Origin of the sequence: Fontibacillus forbon, from assembly GCF_046559655.1 — a bacterium.
Classification (GTDB): domain Bacteria; phylum Bacillota; class Bacilli; order Paenibacillales; family Paenibacillaceae; genus Fontibacillus.
In genome coordinates this window covers 485,789-503,150 of the sequence record NZ_JBKGFV010000002.1, presented here as the reverse complement: position 1 = coordinate 503,150, position 17,362 = coordinate 485,789, and the positions used below count along the sequence as shown (strand labels likewise).

Genomic DNA, 17,362 nt, shown 5'->3' with positions numbered 1-17,362 from the left:
TAACGGGTTAAAATAGAAAATGCTATATCCAAAAGAATTGGAGGCTACTGCTTAGGCAGTGGTCTCTTTTTATTTTATTCAGGGAGAGATACGGGGAGGGGGCGTGGAAATTATGGAAAGAGGCGAGGACTATGTTGCTATTTTTTCTGATGGTGAGGATAGGATTAGGGTGCAATTGCCCTATATTTCAGAATGGATTGTGCAGATTCGTAAGGTACCCGGGCGGAAATGGGATGGGACGAGGAAATCATGGGTTATCTCTGCGGATGAGGAGACGGTGATTATTCTATGTTCTGTTTTAAGTGAGATCCCTGTCAAAATTTGCGATCCAAAGTTGTACCAACGGTTTGCTTCACTTAACACGCTGTGTGGGCCGGAGGATTACCAGGCTATGCAATGGCTGAATCAGTTATTGCTGCGAAAAGGCTACAGCGTTAAGACGCGAAAAGCTTATCATGGTCATGCAGAACGATTTTTACGACAAACTACAGTTGCTGTAAATGAAGTGAGCCGCGATCATTTGGATAAATACTTATTGGATTTGATCGAGGCAGGGCATTCACATTCTTACATTAATCAAGCAATAAGCGCACTGCGTTTTTTGTTTACGGATACGTTGAGACGTTACGATCTCCCAAAAAACTGGATTCGCCCAAAAGGAAACAAGACACTTCCTTCCGTGTTATCTGAACAGGAAGTGCTCAGATTGTTGGATTCGCTATCCAATCCAAAACACCGACTAATACTCACCTTGGCCTACTCCTCCGGTCTTCGCGTCAGTGAAGTAGTCCGGTTGCGAAGGCAAGATCTCGATTTTTCACGCAACCTGATCCATATTCGGCAGGCCAAGGGCGGCAAAGATCGTTACACCATACTCTCCAATGCCGTGATTCAATTATTGCGGACTTATATGATGACCCATGCGGTGATCGACTACCTTTTTCCCGGCGCAAATTGTGGTTCCCACTTGTCCGAGCGGGCAGCGCAAGCCGTCTTTGACCAAGCAAAACGCAAGGCAGGAATTTTGAAAAAAGCATCCATCCACACTTTGCGCCATTCTTTTGCAACTCATTTGTTAGAAGGAGGCACCGATCTCAGGCATATCCAGGAACTTCTCGGCCATGCCAACGTAAAAACCACGCAGATATACACTCACGTAAGCAAAAAAGATCTTGCTCATATTCGCAGCCCCTTGGATCGCATTATGGAAGACTCACCCAAGCAGAAGAAGGAGTAGCGGAGATGTGCGTCTAATATACATTATTGGGATATATTGCGAAATCGTAGATATGGTCGGATTTGTGTAGTGGGTGAATTCGGGGAAAGAACGTTATAAGAAATCCCCGCATTATTAATAATTGAAGGTGAACAGAATGTCTGATATCAGTACTTTAATTAAAATGATTGATATGGCTGCAGTTCAAAAGAAATATAAAGAAATTGAAAAGCAAATTAACTTAATGGACATCAGCGACCAACATGAAATACATAGCTTATTGCATGAATCAACTATTGAAGTAATTACTGAAAATAAGGACGAAATCAATATTGCCTCAAGTGTAAAGGAGCATATCATTTGGTTTCATTTTTACAACTTAACTTGGTCAGACGAAATGTTGGATCAACTTATAAAAATTTATAAAGAGGAACGTTACCTAGCATTAGAAAGTAGAGTAGTAAGTGCAATAAAATCAGATGAAATAAATGATAGTCAAATTCAAAAACTAGAAAGTATATTTAGTTCAAAGGAGTTTCGAAAGCATATTGAAAGATGGAAAAAGAGAAATGGTATAGCTTAAGCTTCGAAGGCGGGGACATCTTATAACATCATATCCACGCAACGGAGCCTGACGGCTCCTCGGTCCGCCCGAAGAGATTGACAGGGAAGTTGGATCAGGCGGACACATCCGCACCGACTAACTGCGCAAGCGCAGCCGGCACCTGACGGTGCCTTAAGTCGGTGGGACGTCGTGGATACAGTAACGTTAGGCGAAATCTTCGAAAGATATTATTTATATAAAATTCAAAGGAAGAAAGACATGATCGTATTAAAACTTTACCACTATTATGAATTGGATAAAGGACCTTTTAAAAACTTATCATCCCTGGGTGTCAATGAAGCAGAGGAGGTATTAGATAAACTTAGAAATAGAGGAGACACATTTGCAAGCAAACGATCAAATGATTATTTGAAAATTAGGAGAGACCTAGAGAATCAAGCAAAAACGTTATTTACTAGTAAGCGAGGTAAACCACAAAACGATTACCCGCATTATATGACTTTAGGGGCTTGTGAGTGGATAAGAAATTGGTATAAAGACGGAAGGTACATAGAAATTAACTTAGAAGAATTTAATAAAGATAGTATAAGTTTTACTTACGGTGATTTATTTCCCACAATGAGATATAAAGATGACCGAGAATACCGAGGACAAGTCTATACCAAGAACGAAATATTTGAATTAATAAATAAGTACGGATTACCTCAAGAATGGAATAAGGATGGAACGAACGGACCAGAGAGATATATTGAAGTACAAGTATGGGATGATGAAGTAATAAAGAAGTACATATGAAAGTAAATCTGTGGGTCGAAGACATCGCCTAACACCGTATTCACGCTGCGTCGCTGACGCTCCTTGATTCGCCCGAAGGGGATATTCCAAGGAAGTGAAATCAGGCGAATAACCTCTGCAAGCCTAAGTCTTCGACCCAGTCGCTGCGCTCCTTTAAGGCTCTCGGGTTCGTGAATACAAGAACGTTATAGGAAATTCCGGCAAAACATATCCAAACACAAAATACGAACAAACATTCTATTAATAAATGGGTATATGTGGTAGAATGAGGAAGTACAATTGAATCTTGGGTGGGCATGGTTTCCCTTCGAAAGGAGGTGAAGCCATGGAAGTGAAAGATGCATTAACGATCATGTTCCTCTTCGGAACATTCATTCTTGCTCTTTTAACATACATCAATAATAACAACAAGAGAAAGTAAAAACCCACCCCAAGGTTAACGGCCGAAGGTGGGTTTTTGTTTCCTTATATGACTTAGAGGGGAATAATCCATCCAAGCCAATTGTATAGCCGAGTGTTCACAGCACTCGGTTTTCTTATACAAATGATACCATATCAAAAAGGCAATGAAAACTCTAAATGCAAAGAAATGATAAAGACCTGTATAAGACCCCTACCCATCTAAAGCAGACTTGTAAGCAAATCGATGAAGGCCTGAACATCCTATAACATCGTATTCACGCTGCGGCCCCTGGCGGGGCCGTGGTCTGCAAGAGGTTTATCAGCGAAGTGGAATCAGCAGACAACCCTCACTGGCTAAGTCCGTTGGACCCGGCGCTTACGCGCCTTAAGCCAGTGAGGGTTCGTGAATACAACAACGTTAACTGAAATCAACGATAGTGAAATAAGAACCCCAAAAATTTTTTCAATCTTTGGGATAAGCTTGTTTAATGTTAGTTCTATTAAGAAGATAATCGGTACTGGTTTGGTGGAAGTCGGCAAGTTTAATGAGTATGGCGGTTGGAATATCAACTTCACCGCGTTCATAATTACTGTATATACGTTGACTACAGTTGAGATATGCAGCAATTTGAGATTGAGTTAAATCCTTATCTTCACGCAAGCTTCTAATTCTTGGGTACATACAAACACCTCCAACATAAAAATACTCTAGCGAGTAATTCGCTATTGAGATTTAGCGATAAAATCGCTAAAATGTTCTTATGAGAAATACAATGGAGGGAATGTAGGATGAGTAGCTTATTAGAGCAATTGTATTTTGGAGAAATTAGACCAGAAGAAAAGATTATACCAAAAAATCCAGAGTATAAATTGTTGAACAGCGAAATTTCAAACTTCAAGGAGAAGTTACTAACAAGTCTGACAGAGGATGAGGTAGAGCTTCTTGAAAAAATATATGATCTATTAGGAAAGTCTTCTTCGATATATTCAACCGAAGTATTCATCTATGGTTTCAAAATGGGTGTTCAAATTGTAACGGAAGCTTATGCTGATGGAAAGTAAAGAAGAATTTTAAAGACGGGTGATATATTAGAGAGTAAAGTAGCTCGAGGAAGTCGTTGACTTCAGTTAACACCGTATTCACGCATCGGGGCTTTCGCCCCTTGGTTATCAGATGTATAATCATGGAAGAAGCTCAGATAACAAACGCCCCAGCCTAAGATAAAAGCTATCTAAGGCTGGGGCGTTTCGTGAATACAAGACCGTTATACGCAATTACTGCAGATCAAAAAAATGGAGTGATACCATGGATTGGCTTACTTTTAGTATTAAAAACTTTGGCTTGGCCCGTTGCTGTTTTAGTAATTGTAATATTATTAAAGAAACCCATTAAAGATTTAATTCCTGCGCTAAAGAAATTAAGATATAAAGAATTTGAATTAGACTTTAATAAAGAATTAGAAGAGGTTGAAAGGAAGGCAGATGAGGCGCAACTCCCTCAAACAACTGAAGTTATTAAAAATCCCGAATTGTTAAATAACCCCAATACATTAGAGAGAATGAACTACATAAAAGATCTTAATTTGAATTCATCTCGCGGTGGAATAATTGATTCTTGGTTACTTGTTGAGGAAGCACTTCGTAATTTAGCTGAGCAACACAGTCTAAGAAGTATCAATATGGCCCCGGTTCAAATACTTAGAGAATTATTCCAGAAGAATATTATTACTCACGATGTTTTTGAAATCTGTGATACTTTGCGAAAGATAAGGAATGAAGCAGTTCATAGTAATAATTTTAGTGCGAGCCCTAGTGAATCAAATGAATTTATTAATATGTCGTTCCGTGTATTGGCTAGTTTGAATAATCTTCTTAATGAAAGGGAAACCGCTTAAGCATTTCAAGATGGCAGTAACAGCGCATAACAAAGTGTTCACGCATCGGGCAGCCGCCCTCGGTCTGCAGAAGTCATCCAGAGAAGTATGGGCTGCAGACACATCCATTCCCCTAAGATAAGAGCTATCTAAGGGGAATGGACGTCATGAACACAAGAACGTTAAGTGAAATTACTGCAAATAAAATTCCAATAAGTCACCTCAATAATAATGGATCTATATATGTTATATAAATGAAGTATAATGGTGTGTAAGAGTAAATAAATTACATTGTACCCAAGATATAAATTTAGGGAGAGTATTATGAATCTTAACAAATATATAATGACTGTAAATCTAGCAGAAAAAACAGAATTGGAGAAAGTACAATTACTTGCCTTTTTTTTGAATATTACTGAGAAGACTACTTCCTTCGCCCTTGATAACATTGTTCAAATGCTAAAAGAAATTGGTCATCCTATCTCGAATGTATCACGAATCAAAAGTTACCTTTCTAAATCAAAAGATTTCAAAAAGATTGGCAAAGGAACTGAATATATGATAACACCTACCATTAAGCAAAAACTACAAGATGAAATTGGGCCTATATTTAATAATATCGAAGAAGTTATATCTTCGAGTGAAATACTTGATGAAGCTTTGTTTTTGGGAAAGCGAGGATTTATAGATAAACTCATTAAGCAAATTAATAGCAGCTATAAGAATAATTGTTATGATGCTTGCGCTGTACTTATGCGGCGAGTTTTTGAAGTTTCTTTAATTCTCGCGTATGAAAGTAAAGGAATCCAAGATCAAATTAAGGATGGACACGGTGATTATGTAATGCTTGAAAGAATTGTAGCAAACGCTATACAGAATAGAACTTTAAATATATCAAGGTCACGTAAAGAATACGATTCAATTAGAGATTTAGGGAATTTTGCCGCACATAAAATACATTTTAATACGCGAAAAAGCGATATTGATGACATAAAACAAACTTACCGTGTCTGTCTTGAAGAATTATTTTATATTGCAGGATTAATTCACTAGGAGGAGATAAGCTTGACAAATAAATTACGCATTAAATTAGGCACTATTGAATTTGAAGTAGAAGGAGATAGTGAACTAATTGAAAGAGAAAGAGAGCAATTTTTTAGCTTATTGCCAACTGCCATAAATGCTGTTTCTCCTGTTGTTTCAACTGGCCCCCAAATATTAGAGGTGGTACAAGATATTACAGAAGCATCTGGTACTCCTGCTTTGACTAATATCTCGTCGAACAATAATATTAATTCCTATGATTCAATAGCCGCCTTTTTAAAAATTAAATCATTTAGCAAAGAAGTGGAAAGAGTGTTGGGTGTTGCTTATTTTTTAGATCAAATAGAAGACATCAGTCCTTTTACAGTTAAAGATATTGAGGCTAAATATACTGAAGCAAGAATTTCAAAACCAAAAAATATAAGCGATGCTATCAACAAAAATATAACTAAAGGATATCTTGGTGAATCAAAAGAAAAGAAGGATGGCCTTAAATCATTCTATGTATTAACCTCTGGAATTGAATGGTGTCAAGATTATACTCCTTCAGAAGCCACAACACCTGTAAAGAAATCACCAAAGAGCCGGAAGGTTGCTTCGGAATCTAGTTTACTAAATATATCTTTGGATGAACTTAACTTGGAGAAGTATTGTGATGTTTCTTCTTTAGAAAAGTTTATCGATCAGTTATTGGTTGTAATGTTGATATACTCAAGAGAGAAGGGAATTGAATATTTCTCATATGATGATATAGTAGCAGTTTTTAAAAATAAGTTTAGGCTTCCTGCAACTGAAAGACAGGTTCAGTATTCATTTGATAAAGGTGGCACTATGTTTGATAAAAAAACAGAAAAGAAAAGGGCATTTCACAAACTATTGTCTAGCGGAATCAAAGAGGCTGAAAGGATAGTAGGTCAACATAATATTGATAACTTTACTCCTACAAATTAAGAGTGATAACTATCCAAAGTTTTTTTATTCAGTGTATTCAAGATGGCAGTAACATCACTTAACAATGCATCTACGCTGCGGGGCATTCGCCCCTTGGTTGTCAGAAGTTAAATGCATAGAAGAATATTCAGACAACAAACGACCCGGCCTAAGATAAGAGCTATCTAAGGCCGGGTCGCGTCGCAGATGCGGAAACGTTAGACGAAATACCTGAAGGATGTGAAAATTATTGAAATTCAAATCATAAACACTGATCAATCAAACACTAAGATACTACATAGTAATGGTACCCTTGGATACTGGGTTGATTTTCGACACCCTCTGGTTGAAGGGAGATGTTATTTCATTCCATATAAAGACGAACCAATAGAGTTATTTAAGAATTATTCAGTAGAGACATCTCAAGAAGAAGTAGTCAATATAACAAATTCGAATTGTATGAAATACTTAGTTCAATACAATGCTGAGTTAAATTCATATATAGCAAATGGTAATGTTAGTTTTATTAGTGATGATGGTGAGCTAATAATAATTTCAGTTCAAGACATGGATTTCAGTATTAGTAACGAGGATTACGATATTACAAATATAAGAATGAATGATTGGGTAAGGATCGAGATTAAGGGATTAACATTATGGGATGAGGGTATTTTCTAGGAAGTCAGGTACTCCGTCTAACACTGTATCTACGCTACGGGCTACGCCCTTGGTTCGCAAGAAGGGGATTTCATGGAAGTAGAATCAGCGAACAACCCTGCGAGGCTAAGTACGTCGGACCCAGTCACTTTCGCTCCTTTTAGCCTCTCGGGTTCGTAGATACAAGAACGTTATACGCAATCTATGCAAAGCGGAGGAACATGTTATGAATTTTAGCCGAAGGAAAATTTCAATTGATTATAAGATCAATAGACTTTGGGAAAAGCATTCAATGGGGATTTTTACAAAAAAGAAAATAGAGAGAGAACCACTCGTATCAAAAATTTCTATTATAGAAGACTATATAGAGAATTCAATATTAAATGAACACGATTACTATCTGAAAATTTTAGATGAAGGAATTGAATTTACACATTATGTTTATGAACTAGCGTTTGTAAATAATGAAGAAGTAAACAAAGAGGATGATAAAAAAGAGTCGGTTGTGTTTACCATTTATATTTCTCGATTATGTAATCTTTTGGTATCAATGAGAAGGCTAGTTCTAAGTGGATTTGAAGAGCCTGCAAGAATAATATCAAGAACAATTATTGAAACAATAGATATTATTCTTGTAGCTTTGTTTGATAAAGATTTTTCAAATCACTTTTATGAAGTATTGGATAACAATTATTCTGAAGATAAATTTTGGAGAGAAAATATTGCTTATGGGAAAATTGATTCTAAGATAAAAGAATTACTCGAAGAATGCAACTTAGATCATAACTTTAAACAGTCATATTTAAAGAACAAAAAAGAACTTAAGAGCCTTTTTTCTAGTTCAGTCCACTCTTCAATTATTGCTTCTCGTAATTCTCTACTATTACCATCGTTAAACCATAATAGAATGTATGAAAAAGCTGTTCTTGGAGGTATCAGTGCAGAAACAAACAAACATATTATCTCAATATTTCTTTTGGTGGAAAGTTTCAGTTATTTCCTTTTGTTTTTCATAATGGAACGCCCCCCAAGTTTTTTTTCTAAAATTGATGAATTTGCGGAAGAAATGGACAAAGTTTTTGCTTCTTACTTAGTCATTAGGGATTTATGTATAACAAACAAAAACAATTTTTTAAGCCAATGGGAGTAATACGGAGATGGCATAGACAGCATATAACACCGTATTCACGCTGCAGGGCTACCGCCCCTTGGTTGTCAGATGTATAATCGTGGAAGAAGCTCAGACAACAAACGACCCAGCCTAAGATAAGAGCTATCTAGGGCTGGGGCGTTTCGTGAATACAAGAACGTTATATGAAACTAGCGCAAGAATAATTATTAAACCAGTGAGGGAATACAAAGATGAGAATTATAGTGACGGGTGGAGCTATCATACGAGATCACCAAAATAGAATATTGCTACAGAGAAGATCGGATTATGGTGATTGGGGACTTCCTGGTGGTGGGATGAACGCAGGTGAATCCGTTGAGGAAACAATGATTCGTGAAGTGTTTGAAGAGACAGGATTAGAAGTAACGGAATATGATTTATATACCGTTTATAGTGGCCCGCGCATGAAGTATAGGTACCCCGATGGCAATGAAGTTGTTTTTGTAATGTTCATATTTAATGTTAAAGCAGATATTGAAGGGGTACTTCTTGAGGATAATACACTTATTTATCATGATGAAAACCATGAATCTTTAAGGCTTGAATTTAAACCCCTTGAAGAAATAGATATTGAAGAAATAAGTATAGTACAAAGACCTGTATTTGAAGACTTGAAAAACGATATAAAAACAATATTAAGAACGTGATGTTGGAATAAGCAAGGGGGCACTAGCATCATATAACACAGTATTCACGCATCGGAGCTATCGCCCCTTGGTTGCCAGATGTATAATCATGGAAGAAGCTCAGACAGCAAACGCCCCAGCCTAAGATAAGAGCTATCTAAGGCTGGGGCGTTTCGTGAAATACAAAGACGTTATCAGAAATCAGTGCAATATGGTTTTGAAGGAGAAATCGATGAAGAGGAAATATGCTGATCGGCCAAACTGGTCGAGAATAATAGACAAATCGTATACGAGCATTTTCATTGATGAGCAGAATTACTATGGTCACGTTGCATACTTGTCGTTGAACAAAGTAAGAGAACCATTATGGGTTACATACGAGGCAAATCGATTATGTATTGTTGATGATGGATACGTTTGGCTCCAGCATTTTCCGATTCATGGTCAATTTGTTTTAACGTCCACCTATGATCAGGAAGGCCGTTTAATACAATGTTATTTTGACATTGTGAAATCAGTTGGTGCTTCGATCGAGGGAATCCCATATTGTGATGACTTATATATTGACGTGGTCGCATTACCAAACGGAGAGGTATTTGTACTTGATGAAGATGAATTGGACGATGCACTTCGTAACAATGATATTACTAAAGAGGAACATGAATATGCAAAGTTTATAGCCTCTGAACTTGTAACTTCTCTAAAAGAAGGAAGAAACTATCTATTGAATTCGACCGAAAGGTATTATCGGTTTTTGAAGGATTTGAAGTAGGAAGATCAAAGATGGCACTGACATCTGATAACAATGTGTTCACGCTTCGGCGGACAAGCCGCCTCGGTCCCGGAAGATAAGTCGGGGAAGTAGATGCCGAGACACATCCATTCACCTAACCGCATCGCGGCCGGACCTAAAGGTCCTTAAGGTGAATGGACGTCGTGAACACGGAAACGTTATGTGAAATACGGGTACTATGCAGCATGACTCATTGAAGAGTAATGAATAATACTAGTATTAATACAATCAGCTATTTGATCGATTATATTGTCAAAGTCGCGTTTAAGTTCATGTTCCCAGACTCGAATAAGAGTCCATTCTTTTTTTAGATAGTATTGAGTTACCTCAATGTCTCGTTGGATGTTTCGAGTAATTTTCTTTTCCCAATATTCAGGATTTTTTCTGGGTTGCTTATAGTGAAGTGAACATCCATGCCAAAAGCAAGAATCAATGAAAATTACAATTTTATATTTTTTGATTGCAATGTCAGGTTTGCCGAATAAGCCTGTTACATTTTTCCGGAATCGAATACCTTTTCTCCAAATCGCTTTTGAAACAGATTGTTCAAGTTTTGTATTTTTTCCTCTAATTGAACTCATGACTAGGAAATTCTCTTTTTCGGTTCTTTTGCGAGACATAATAAACCCCTCCTATATATAGGAACATTTGTTCTGATGATAGCTTAATGGTACTAAAAAGGCAATCTTTGTAAGCCTACGCAGAGATGTCTCGAACATCACATAACACCGTATTCACGCATCGGGGCTATCGCCCCTCGGTTGTCAGTTGTATGATCATGGAAGAAGTCTCAAACAACAAACGCCCCAGCCTAAGATAAGAGCTATCTAAGGCTGGGGAGTTTCGTGAATACAAGAACGTTATACGAAATGCGACAAAAACATCGCCATTCATGGCTTCAAAAAAGAACTGGAGTATTAGTATAGTGAATTAGAAGTAGCTTGAAAATTTTATAAAAAACTAGAAATCAATGGAGGTGCTTTGATGTCATTAGTGATATATCCTTTGTTCGAAGATGAAGATTTTGGAGTAGAGAATAGTGTAGAAGCAAGAGCAATATTAGATAATGTTGAAATATTAGATGAATTGGCAATAAGTCTAGAGGTTACACCGTTATCGAGCTTTGATGGTGCTCATATGGAAGTTCCAGAGGGTTTTGATGGTGACCCATCAGATTTAGAGTTATCGAAAAATGAATGGACTTGGTTTGAATCAAAGGAAGGTTTGAATACAGTAAATGCACTTTTATGTGAAATAAATAATGGCAAATTAGAAGAAGAAATTATTGAAGATAAGGATGAAATAATAGAAGAATTAACTTCACTAAGATATGTATTACTTAAAGCATCAAAGGAAGAAGTTAGATTCATGTTAATCATAGCATAATAATCCTCAAAGAAATTGTAAAAGGATTCCATCCATGGCATCCTCTGAACAAGAAGTGTCGCACTATCATATAACACCGCATTCACGCTTCGGGGCTAACACCCCTCGGTCCGTTAGAGGGATTTCGATGAAGTTGATTCAGCGGACAACCCTGCACTGGCTAAGTCTTCGACCCGGCAGGGCCGATCGCTGCGCTGGATCGACCGGTTGCCTTAAGCCAGTGAGGGTTCGTGAATACAAAGACGTTAGACGAAATTGTTGCAAGTGCATAGTAGAGAGTAATTTATTGAAAAATCATATAAACCATCATTTACTCAAAATATTACAAACTCAAAAAGGGGGGTTCCAGTATGGAAAGAAGGCATGAGGTCTTGTTTGAGCAATTGAATACATACCGGGGAGAATTACTGGAAATGGTGGCAGGGGTATCTGAGGAGGAGTCAGAGATTATACCAAGAGGATTTAATAATAATATTCGGTGGAATCTTGGTCATATCTTTGTGGATCAATACTTATGGATACGAGTACTTACGAAAGACGAAATGCCTATTCCTATGAAGTTCATTGAATGGTTTGGATATGGTTCAAGTCCTTCCCGGTTTAATGATGAAACACCGACATTTTCTCAGCTCATTCCGATGTTACAACAGCAACCGTTTACCATCCAGGAGAAGTATCAGGACCGTTTGGAGGAGGAGTTTGCCCCTACAGAAATGGGGATCCATACAATTGAGCAAGTACTCATCAGAACAATTTTCCATGAAGGACTGCATTTGAGTGCGATCCAAGCAATTAAACGGCAGTTGGACAGTTAAGCAGGACGTAATTAATTCGATGTCTCGTAATAATTTAACTAAAAACGTTATAGTTTCTCAATGATGGCAACATCTTCGTCTAACGCCGTGTTCACGCATCGGGCATCGCCCTCGGTCCCAGAAGTGGATTCAGAGAAGTATAAGCTGCGGACACATACATCCCCCTAAGATAAGAGCTATCTAAGGGGAATGGACGTCGTGAACATAAGAACGTTATAGGAAAACAGCGAACACATAAAAACCCTCAATAATCCATTGATTAGAAGCTATTCACCTAACGGGCAGGATAGCGGTGTTACCTGCTTTTCATGGGTTCCGAATCGCACATCTTTTAGGCAGGGTTTTATTGTTCTATTTGAATAGGTTATATTTGGCTAATCAACAGGCGTGATATTAAAATAGATGAACCAAGTTGACCTATATGATAATAATAAGATGTCACGCTATTGCCCTACAAGTTAAAATTTTTGTAGCCAAAGTAAGGCAAGAAATACCCTTATATAAATAGTGGAATATACATTTTCGCTTCTATATGTGGAATTGTATCTGATCCTATCTGTACCTTATAGTAAGGGAAGAAGGGGTACGGAAGAAGCCGCATAGTCAGTAGAAACCCTTAAAAAAGTCAGTTCGGAAAATTTCTAGTAGGAGTGTGTAATATGAAGCTAAAAGAAAAATTGATATTAATAAAAGAAAATGGCTACCAAGCACCTCCCAATACCTTTCAATTGATACAAGAAATGATAACTAACATTGGTTCTGTGGATGCCGAGCTGCGTGATGAGCTAATTTATACAACCTTATCACATTGGATTCCTGGTAATTCTCTAACTGGAAACGAACTAGAACAGCTTCTACCCGTTGTTTTGGACAATAACCATTTGCTTTTTAAGCTTGGTGAAACAAATACAGACTCTGTCTTCACTCGATCCTTCTCTATGCTAGTGATACCGCTACTCTTCATGAGGCATAGAGAATTACCATTTCTCTCAAGAGAGCAAATTCATCAGATCAAAGAGAGAGTATTTTACAATGTACAAGAAGAGCGGGATTACCGTGGTTATGACGAAGAAAAAGGCTGGGCCCATGCGATAGCCCATGCAGCAGATACTTTAGACGATCTGGCTCAATGTTCCGAACTGGATAACAACGACCTCTTAACCATCCTCGATTTGGTTTACAAAAAGGTGATCATAACAGACCGTATTTACTCCGATGGGGAAGATGAGCGAATGGTAACATCCATAATCAGTGTTTTAAATAGAAAAATACTTAGTCAGACTTATGTAGAGCAATGGATTCAAAGTTTTGGTGCTGTGGAGAAAAGTTCAGAATTTCTTCCTGCCTTTAAGCAAAAAAATAATATAAAGAACTTTTTAAAAAGTTTATACTTTCGAGTCAAATTTTACAAAGCAGATGCCGATCTCTGCCCAACTATCGAGCATACATTATATAAAATAGAAAAAGTATACTATTCCTAATTATGAAAAAAGTGAGGGAAAAAGCACCCTCACTTGTCCGTCTCAATTTCAAATCGGTACAGGCAAAAATAGCCCTCAGGGAATTTCCCTCCACACAAAGGGCAGCTTGCTTAGAATTACGATTAACAAAGCACATGGCGGATTCCGCTGAACTAACGGGACACGATAGTTAAAGAGAACTAAAGTTGAGGGATATTCAAAGAAGACGCTGACATCCGATAACACAGCATTCCTACTGCGGGCATTCGCCTTCGGTCGCCCAGGGGGATTTCGGAGAAGTGAATTCAGGCGACACATTCAATCGGCTAAGTGGCAGAGCCACCCGGACCTTCGGTCCTTAAGCCGATTGAACGTCAGGAATTCGCAACGTTAGGCGAAATTATTGCAATAGATTTTAAGGAGATGGAGAGTCAATGAAGAAGAACTATGCTCAGTTTTTAGAATTGATTATTGAAGAGAAGACTAAGCAGTTAAAAACTATCTCAGAATTTAATTCACAAGTAAAACCTGGCCCGAATAAATGGTCTAAGAAAGAAATATTAGGACATTTATGCGATTCTGCGGCAAATAACCATAAGAGGTTTTTAGATGTTCTACAATCAGAGGAGTCTCAAATACTTCATCCCTATAACCAGGTTCTTTTAGTCGAAGCGAACAACTACCAAAAATCCTTTACCTTTGAAGAGGTTATTAACTTGTGGTCACTTCAGAATAAGCAAATTATAAATGTACTCCGTTATACAAATGATCGAGATTTCACAGATAGAACTGTTCAAGTTAATGGAGAAGTAGAAACGTACGGATGGTTGGTTGAGGATTATGTTGAACATTTACTACACCATTTAGAACAAATAATTGTAGGCAACTTAGAAAGGCAATAACTTCGTCTAACACCGCATTCACGCTGCGGGCCGGCTGGCGCCGTCCCTTGGTCCGCCCCGGGGCATTTCGAGAAGTAGAGTCAGACGGACAACCCTGTGAACCTAACCGCGGTCGCGGCCGCCCCCGTGGGGGGCTTAAGGTTCTCGGGTTCGTGAATACGGGAACGTTAGGCGAAACCGCTTAAGATTATTTTGTAGTAATATCTCGGGAGTGTTTATTAAGGAGGATTTCATGGAGCAATTAGAATTATATCCTGAATTATATGGATTAGTTCAATCCGTTATTGGACCATTTCAATTAATAAATAATTATAGACCTAATAGCACGAGGACTGGGGTTTGGAAGATCAGATCTAATATCGATAATAAATGTTATTATTTGAAGACCTATACAAGAAAACAGAGATGGCACCCTGAAGTTTATGCTTATAATAACTGGGTTTACCACTTGAAACCATATGTACCGGAATTAATCAAAGTTTTCGAGGGCGATAGTTGGCAAGCAATATTAATAACATCAATTGCTGGTACGATCATGAGAGAAACGGAATTGGATCTTGATGCCGTTGATGTCGCTTATTTTAAGGCTGGTGAACTAACGAGATCAATACATAACTCGCGAACTGGGGAATGGTTTGGACGACCCGATAAAGATGGAAATCCAATTGAGTTGATTCATCATAGGGATCCCGTTAACTATGTTAATAACTCAATCAGTGATATTGCAAGTAAATGCATACATGAAGGGTTATTAGAACCTTCGGAAGTTGAAGTACTGGAATGGGCACTTCAGAATGTGGATACTTTTGAACATACAAAACCTGTCCCTATTAGTTGGGATTCAACTCCTGGGAATTGGTTAGTTGATGAAGATGGAAATTTTACCGGAATGATCGACTTCGAAAATATGCTATGGGGCATTGATGTGGACAATTTCTCTATATTATTTGAGAGATATTTCACGGGCAATGAATCAGCCATGAAAGCTTTTTTCAAAGGTTATGGTCTTGATGTAATTAAGGAGAAGAACATACAAATAAAAATTTGCTGCATTAAGATGGCAATGAGTGATATCTATTGGGGAACCCAAAATAACTCACCAAGAGTTAAAGAGTATGGAAGGAATCTAATGAATCAAATATATAATAATAGATTAATAAACTTGTGAGTTGTTCGAAAAAGAAGCGGCATCGCCTAACATCATATCTACTTACGAACCTTGGTCTGCAAGAGGGATTTCCAGGATGCGGTTCAGCAGACAACCCTGTACCTCCTAACCGCATCGCGGCCAGTTGCTTTGCTCCTTTAAGGTGGTGAGGATTCGTAGATACACAAACGTTATACGCAATACCTGAGATTTTTTTGAAAGGACCTCAAGGAGAATGAAAATAATAAATCAAATATCAGTTAAGAATTTGAAGAGTAAATATGTTAGTAATAATCACCCTTCAATTTTAATTGATGGAATACCATTGGACATTATGTTGGATGAACTATACCCCGATGGTTTTTTATTAGGATTGATTCCAACAATAGTGGACTGGATTAGTTTAATGGATGAGAGGAGATTAGTTGAGCAAGCGTGTGACATGAATGATGAAGTTAAGATAATGCCTGTTCTAATGTGCCCTGATGATTGCGATCTGTCTTGTACAGTGATTGTAGCAGAAGTAGAAACAAGTAATAAGTTCGTAAAGTGGAATCGGCTAGGGATCGATAAGAATAATCCAAGAGAGTTAATTGAAAAGAACATGTTTTTAGAAACTGGAGTTGAATGGCTAGATAAGGTGCCTAAATTGTTCTTTAGTAAAGAGAGTTATAGATGTATTGAAAGAATTTATAAACATATGGAACTATGATGAGGCATACTCGGAGATGCCAGGTACTGCGTATAACACCATATTCACGCATCAGAACCTGACGGTTCCTCGGTCCGCCCGAGGAAATAGACAGAGAAGCGGAATCAGACGGGCACATCTGCGAGGCTAACTGCGCAAGCGCAGCCGGTCACTTCGTGACCTTAAGCCTCTCAACGTCGTGAATACGGGAACGTTATCCGAAAGACTCGCAATACTATTATAAAGATAGAGGTGTATGTATGTTTTTTTTACAGATGTCAGGATTCCCAGGGTCAGGAAAGTCGACTTTAGCAAGACAGATTAGCCAAACAACTGGAGCTGTCATTGTCGATCATGACATTTCAAAAACAGCAATCTTAAAATCGTTATCATCACAAGGTTACACGATGGAGGGTAAAGTACTAGGACAACTGTCCTATGATGTAGATTGGTCGTTGGTAGATTATTATTTATCGAATGGACACAGTGTAATCATGGATAGTCCATGTTTGTATAGCAATTTATTAGAAACCGGACTTGAATTAGCGAGAAAACACAAAAAGAAGTACAAGTATGTGGAATGTTACATAGAAGACATTGAATTAATTAGATATCGATTAAAAAATCGAGAAATACTCCTGAGTCAAATCGAAGCTCCATCATCAGATGAAGGATTTTATTGGACCATAAAAAACAGTAAAAAACCAGAAGAAGAGAAGTTTATAGTGGTAGATTCATCGAAGCCAATCGCAGATTACTTGCCAAAAGTTCTAGAATACATAAACGAATGAAAGTAAAAGCAGAATCAGGAAGGCAAGTCCATCGGATAACACCGTATTAACGCATCTGGGCGTTCGTCCCTCGGTCAGCAGAAGTTATTGGCAGAGA

Annotated in this window: 21 protein-coding genes; 19 read left to right on the top strand and 2 right to left on the bottom strand. The window is 37.9% G+C overall.

The window, feature by feature from the left end; translation table 11 throughout:
• Positions 1–112 precede the first annotated feature (112 nt).
• The 4 genes from xerA to comI all read left to right on the top strand — a co-directional run bounded on the left by xerA (position 113) and on the right by comI (position 2,997).
• The gene (xerA, locus tag ACLB09_RS09210; RefSeq protein WP_410769517.1) at positions 113–1,237 is read left to right on the top strand and encodes a site-specific tyrosine recombinase/integron integrase; all 1,125 of its coding nucleotides are present in this window, start codon (positions 113–115) and stop codon (positions 1,235–1,237) included.
• Positions 1,238–1,373: 136 nt separating this feature from the next.
• Positions 1,374–1,799: a hypothetical protein gene (locus ACLB09_RS09205; protein WP_410769516.1), complete on the top strand. Its 426-nt coding sequence runs from the start codon at positions 1,374–1,376 to the stop codon at positions 1,797–1,799.
• 240 nt (positions 1,800–2,039) lie between these two features.
• Complete coding sequence (locus tag ACLB09_RS09200) at positions 2,040–2,576, top strand: hypothetical protein (protein ID WP_410769515.1); 537 nt, start codon at positions 2,040–2,042, stop codon at positions 2,574–2,576.
• Positions 2,577–2,901: 325 nt separating this feature from the next.
• Positions 2,902–2,997 (top strand): competence inhibitor ComI, encoded by a 96-nt coding sequence (gene comI / locus ACLB09_RS09195; RefSeq protein WP_019639195.1) that lies wholly within the window; start codon positions 2,902–2,904, stop codon positions 2,995–2,997.
• Positions 2,998–3,441: 444 nt separating this feature from the next.
• On the opposite strand, the gene ACLB09_RS09190 is transcribed toward comI, so the two are convergent.
• On the bottom strand, positions 3,442–3,660 hold the full coding sequence (locus ACLB09_RS09190; RefSeq protein WP_036714644.1) for a helix-turn-helix domain-containing protein: 219 nt from the start codon (positions 3,658–3,660) through the stop codon (positions 3,442–3,444).
• Positions 3,661–3,767: 107 nt separating this feature from the next.
• On the opposite strand from ACLB09_RS09190, the gene ACLB09_RS09185 reads away from it, so the two are divergent.
• The 8 genes from ACLB09_RS09185 (at position 3,768) to ACLB09_RS09150 (ending at position 10,052) form a co-directional block, all read left to right on the top strand.
• Positions 3,768–4,040 carry a DUF6809 family protein gene (locus ACLB09_RS09185; RefSeq protein ID WP_410769514.1) on the top strand — a complete coding sequence of 91 codons (273 nt, stop codon included), beginning with the start codon at positions 3,768–3,770 and terminating at the stop codon, positions 4,038–4,040.
• A gap of 188 nt (positions 4,041–4,228) precedes the next feature.
• Positions 4,229–4,873 carry a hypothetical protein gene (locus ACLB09_RS09180; RefSeq protein WP_410769512.1) on the top strand — a complete coding sequence of 215 codons (645 nt, stop codon included), beginning with the start codon at positions 4,229–4,231 and terminating at the stop codon, positions 4,871–4,873.
• Between the two features lie 303 nt (positions 4,874–5,176).
• The gene (locus ACLB09_RS09175) at positions 5,177–5,905 is read left to right on the top strand and encodes a hypothetical protein (RefSeq protein WP_334073140.1); all 729 of its coding nucleotides are present in this window, start codon (positions 5,177–5,179) and stop codon (positions 5,903–5,905) included.
• 12 nt (positions 5,906–5,917) lie between these two features.
• Positions 5,918–6,847: a hypothetical protein gene (locus ACLB09_RS09170; protein ID WP_410769511.1), complete on the top strand. Its 930-nt coding sequence runs from the start codon at positions 5,918–5,920 to the stop codon at positions 6,845–6,847.
• Positions 6,848–7,066: 219 nt separating this feature from the next.
• A complete protein-coding gene (locus ACLB09_RS09165) occupies positions 7,067–7,504 on the top strand; it encodes a hypothetical protein (protein ID WP_410769510.1) in 438 nt (145 codons plus the stop codon).
• Between the two features lie 205 nt (positions 7,505–7,709).
• Positions 7,710–8,633, top strand: coding sequence for a hypothetical protein (locus ACLB09_RS09160; protein ID WP_410769508.1), 924 nt, complete (start codon positions 7,710–7,712; stop codon positions 8,631–8,633).
• 212 nt (positions 8,634–8,845) lie between these two features.
• Complete coding sequence (locus ACLB09_RS09155; protein ID WP_410769506.1) at positions 8,846–9,301, top strand: NUDIX domain-containing protein; 456 nt, start codon at positions 8,846–8,848, stop codon at positions 9,299–9,301.
• 211 nt (positions 9,302–9,512) lie between these two features.
• Complete coding sequence (locus tag ACLB09_RS09150; protein ID WP_410769505.1) at positions 9,513–10,052, top strand: ribonuclease FAU-1 family protein; 540 nt, start codon at positions 9,513–9,515, stop codon at positions 10,050–10,052.
• 197 nt (positions 10,053–10,249) lie between these two features.
• Here ACLB09_RS09150 and ACLB09_RS09145 read toward each other — a convergent pair whose 3' ends face one another.
• Positions 10,250–10,693, bottom strand: a complete 444-nt coding sequence (locus ACLB09_RS09145; protein WP_410769504.1) for a very short patch repair endonuclease — start codon at positions 10,691–10,693, stop codon at positions 10,250–10,252.
• 364 nt (positions 10,694–11,057) lie between these two features.
• On the opposite strand from ACLB09_RS09145, the gene ACLB09_RS09140 reads away from it, so the two are divergent.
• The 7 genes from ACLB09_RS09140 (at position 11,058) to ACLB09_RS09110 (ending at position 17,265) form a co-directional block, all read left to right on the top strand.
• On the top strand, positions 11,058–11,459 hold the full coding sequence (locus ACLB09_RS09140) for a hypothetical protein (protein ID WP_410769503.1): 402 nt from the start codon (positions 11,058–11,060) through the stop codon (positions 11,457–11,459).
• A 350-nt stretch (positions 11,460–11,809) separates the two neighbouring features.
• The gene (locus tag ACLB09_RS09135) at positions 11,810–12,274 is read left to right on the top strand and encodes a DinB family protein (protein ID WP_410769502.1); all 465 of its coding nucleotides are present in this window, start codon (positions 11,810–11,812) and stop codon (positions 12,272–12,274) included.
• A 659-nt stretch (positions 12,275–12,933) separates the two neighbouring features.
• The gene (locus ACLB09_RS09130; RefSeq protein WP_410769501.1) at positions 12,934–13,755 is read left to right on the top strand and encodes a DUF2785 domain-containing protein; all 822 of its coding nucleotides are present in this window, start codon (positions 12,934–12,936) and stop codon (positions 13,753–13,755) included.
• A gap of 413 nt (positions 13,756–14,168) precedes the next feature.
• Positions 14,169–14,636: a DinB family protein gene (locus ACLB09_RS09125; protein WP_410769500.1), complete on the top strand. Its 468-nt coding sequence runs from the start codon at positions 14,169–14,171 to the stop codon at positions 14,634–14,636.
• Between the two features lie 232 nt (positions 14,637–14,868).
• Complete coding sequence (locus ACLB09_RS09120; protein ID WP_410769499.1) at positions 14,869–15,804, top strand: aminoglycoside phosphotransferase family protein; 936 nt, start codon at positions 14,869–14,871, stop codon at positions 15,802–15,804.
• 214 nt (positions 15,805–16,018) lie between these two features.
• A complete protein-coding gene (locus ACLB09_RS09115) occupies positions 16,019–16,495 on the top strand; it encodes a hypothetical protein (protein ID WP_410769498.1) in 477 nt (158 codons plus the stop codon).
• 239 nt (positions 16,496–16,734) lie between these two features.
• Complete coding sequence (locus ACLB09_RS09110) at positions 16,735–17,265, top strand: P-loop nucleotide/nucleoside kinase family protein (RefSeq protein ID WP_410769497.1); 531 nt, start codon at positions 16,735–16,737, stop codon at positions 17,263–17,265.
• The last annotated feature ends 97 nt before the right edge of the window (positions 17,266–17,362 follow it).

Bases quoted from the DNA above. Each gene is read 5' to 3' on its own strand.
- xerA (WP_410769517.1), top strand. From the start codon at position 113: ATGGAAAGAGGCGAGGACTATGTTGCTATTTTTTCTGATGGTGAGGAT.
- ACLB09_RS09205 (WP_410769516.1), top strand. From the start codon at position 1,374: ATGTCTGATATCAGTACTTTAATTAAAATGATTGATATGGCTGCAGTT.
- ACLB09_RS09200 (WP_410769515.1), top strand. From the start codon at position 2,040: ATGATCGTATTAAAACTTTACCACTATTATGAATTGGATAAAGGACCT.
- comI (WP_019639195.1), top strand. From the start codon at position 2,902: ATGGAAGTGAAAGATGCATTAACGATCATGTTCCTCTTCGGAACATTC.
- ACLB09_RS09190 (WP_036714644.1), bottom strand. From the start codon at position 3,660: ATGTACCCAAGAATTAGAAGCTTGCGTGAAGATAAGGATTTAACTCAA.
- ACLB09_RS09185 (WP_410769514.1), top strand. From the start codon at position 3,768: ATGAGTAGCTTATTAGAGCAATTGTATTTTGGAGAAATTAGACCAGAA.
- ACLB09_RS09175 (WP_334073140.1), top strand. From the start codon at position 5,177: ATGAATCTTAACAAATATATAATGACTGTAAATCTAGCAGAAAAAACA.
- ACLB09_RS09160 (WP_410769508.1), top strand. From the start codon at position 7,710: ATGAATTTTAGCCGAAGGAAAATTTCAATTGATTATAAGATCAATAGA.
- ACLB09_RS09155 (WP_410769506.1), top strand. From the start codon at position 8,846: ATGAGAATTATAGTGACGGGTGGAGCTATCATACGAGATCACCAAAAT.
- ACLB09_RS09150 (WP_410769505.1), top strand. From the start codon at position 9,513: ATGAAGAGGAAATATGCTGATCGGCCAAACTGGTCGAGAATAATAGAC.
- ACLB09_RS09145 (WP_410769504.1), bottom strand. From the start codon at position 10,693: ATGTCTCGCAAAAGAACCGAAAAAGAGAATTTCCTAGTCATGAGTTCA.
- ACLB09_RS09140 (WP_410769503.1), top strand. From the start codon at position 11,058: ATGTCATTAGTGATATATCCTTTGTTCGAAGATGAAGATTTTGGAGTA.
- ACLB09_RS09135 (WP_410769502.1), top strand. From the start codon at position 11,810: ATGGAAAGAAGGCATGAGGTCTTGTTTGAGCAATTGAATACATACCGG.
- ACLB09_RS09130 (WP_410769501.1), top strand. From the start codon at position 12,934: ATGAAGCTAAAAGAAAAATTGATATTAATAAAAGAAAATGGCTACCAA.
- ACLB09_RS09125 (WP_410769500.1), top strand. From the start codon at position 14,169: ATGAAGAAGAACTATGCTCAGTTTTTAGAATTGATTATTGAAGAGAAG.
- ACLB09_RS09120 (WP_410769499.1), top strand. From the start codon at position 14,869: ATGGAGCAATTAGAATTATATCCTGAATTATATGGATTAGTTCAATCC.
- ACLB09_RS09115 (WP_410769498.1), top strand. From the start codon at position 16,019: ATGAAAATAATAAATCAAATATCAGTTAAGAATTTGAAGAGTAAATAT.
- ACLB09_RS09110 (WP_410769497.1), top strand. From the start codon at position 16,735: ATGTTTTTTTTACAGATGTCAGGATTCCCAGGGTCAGGAAAGTCGACT.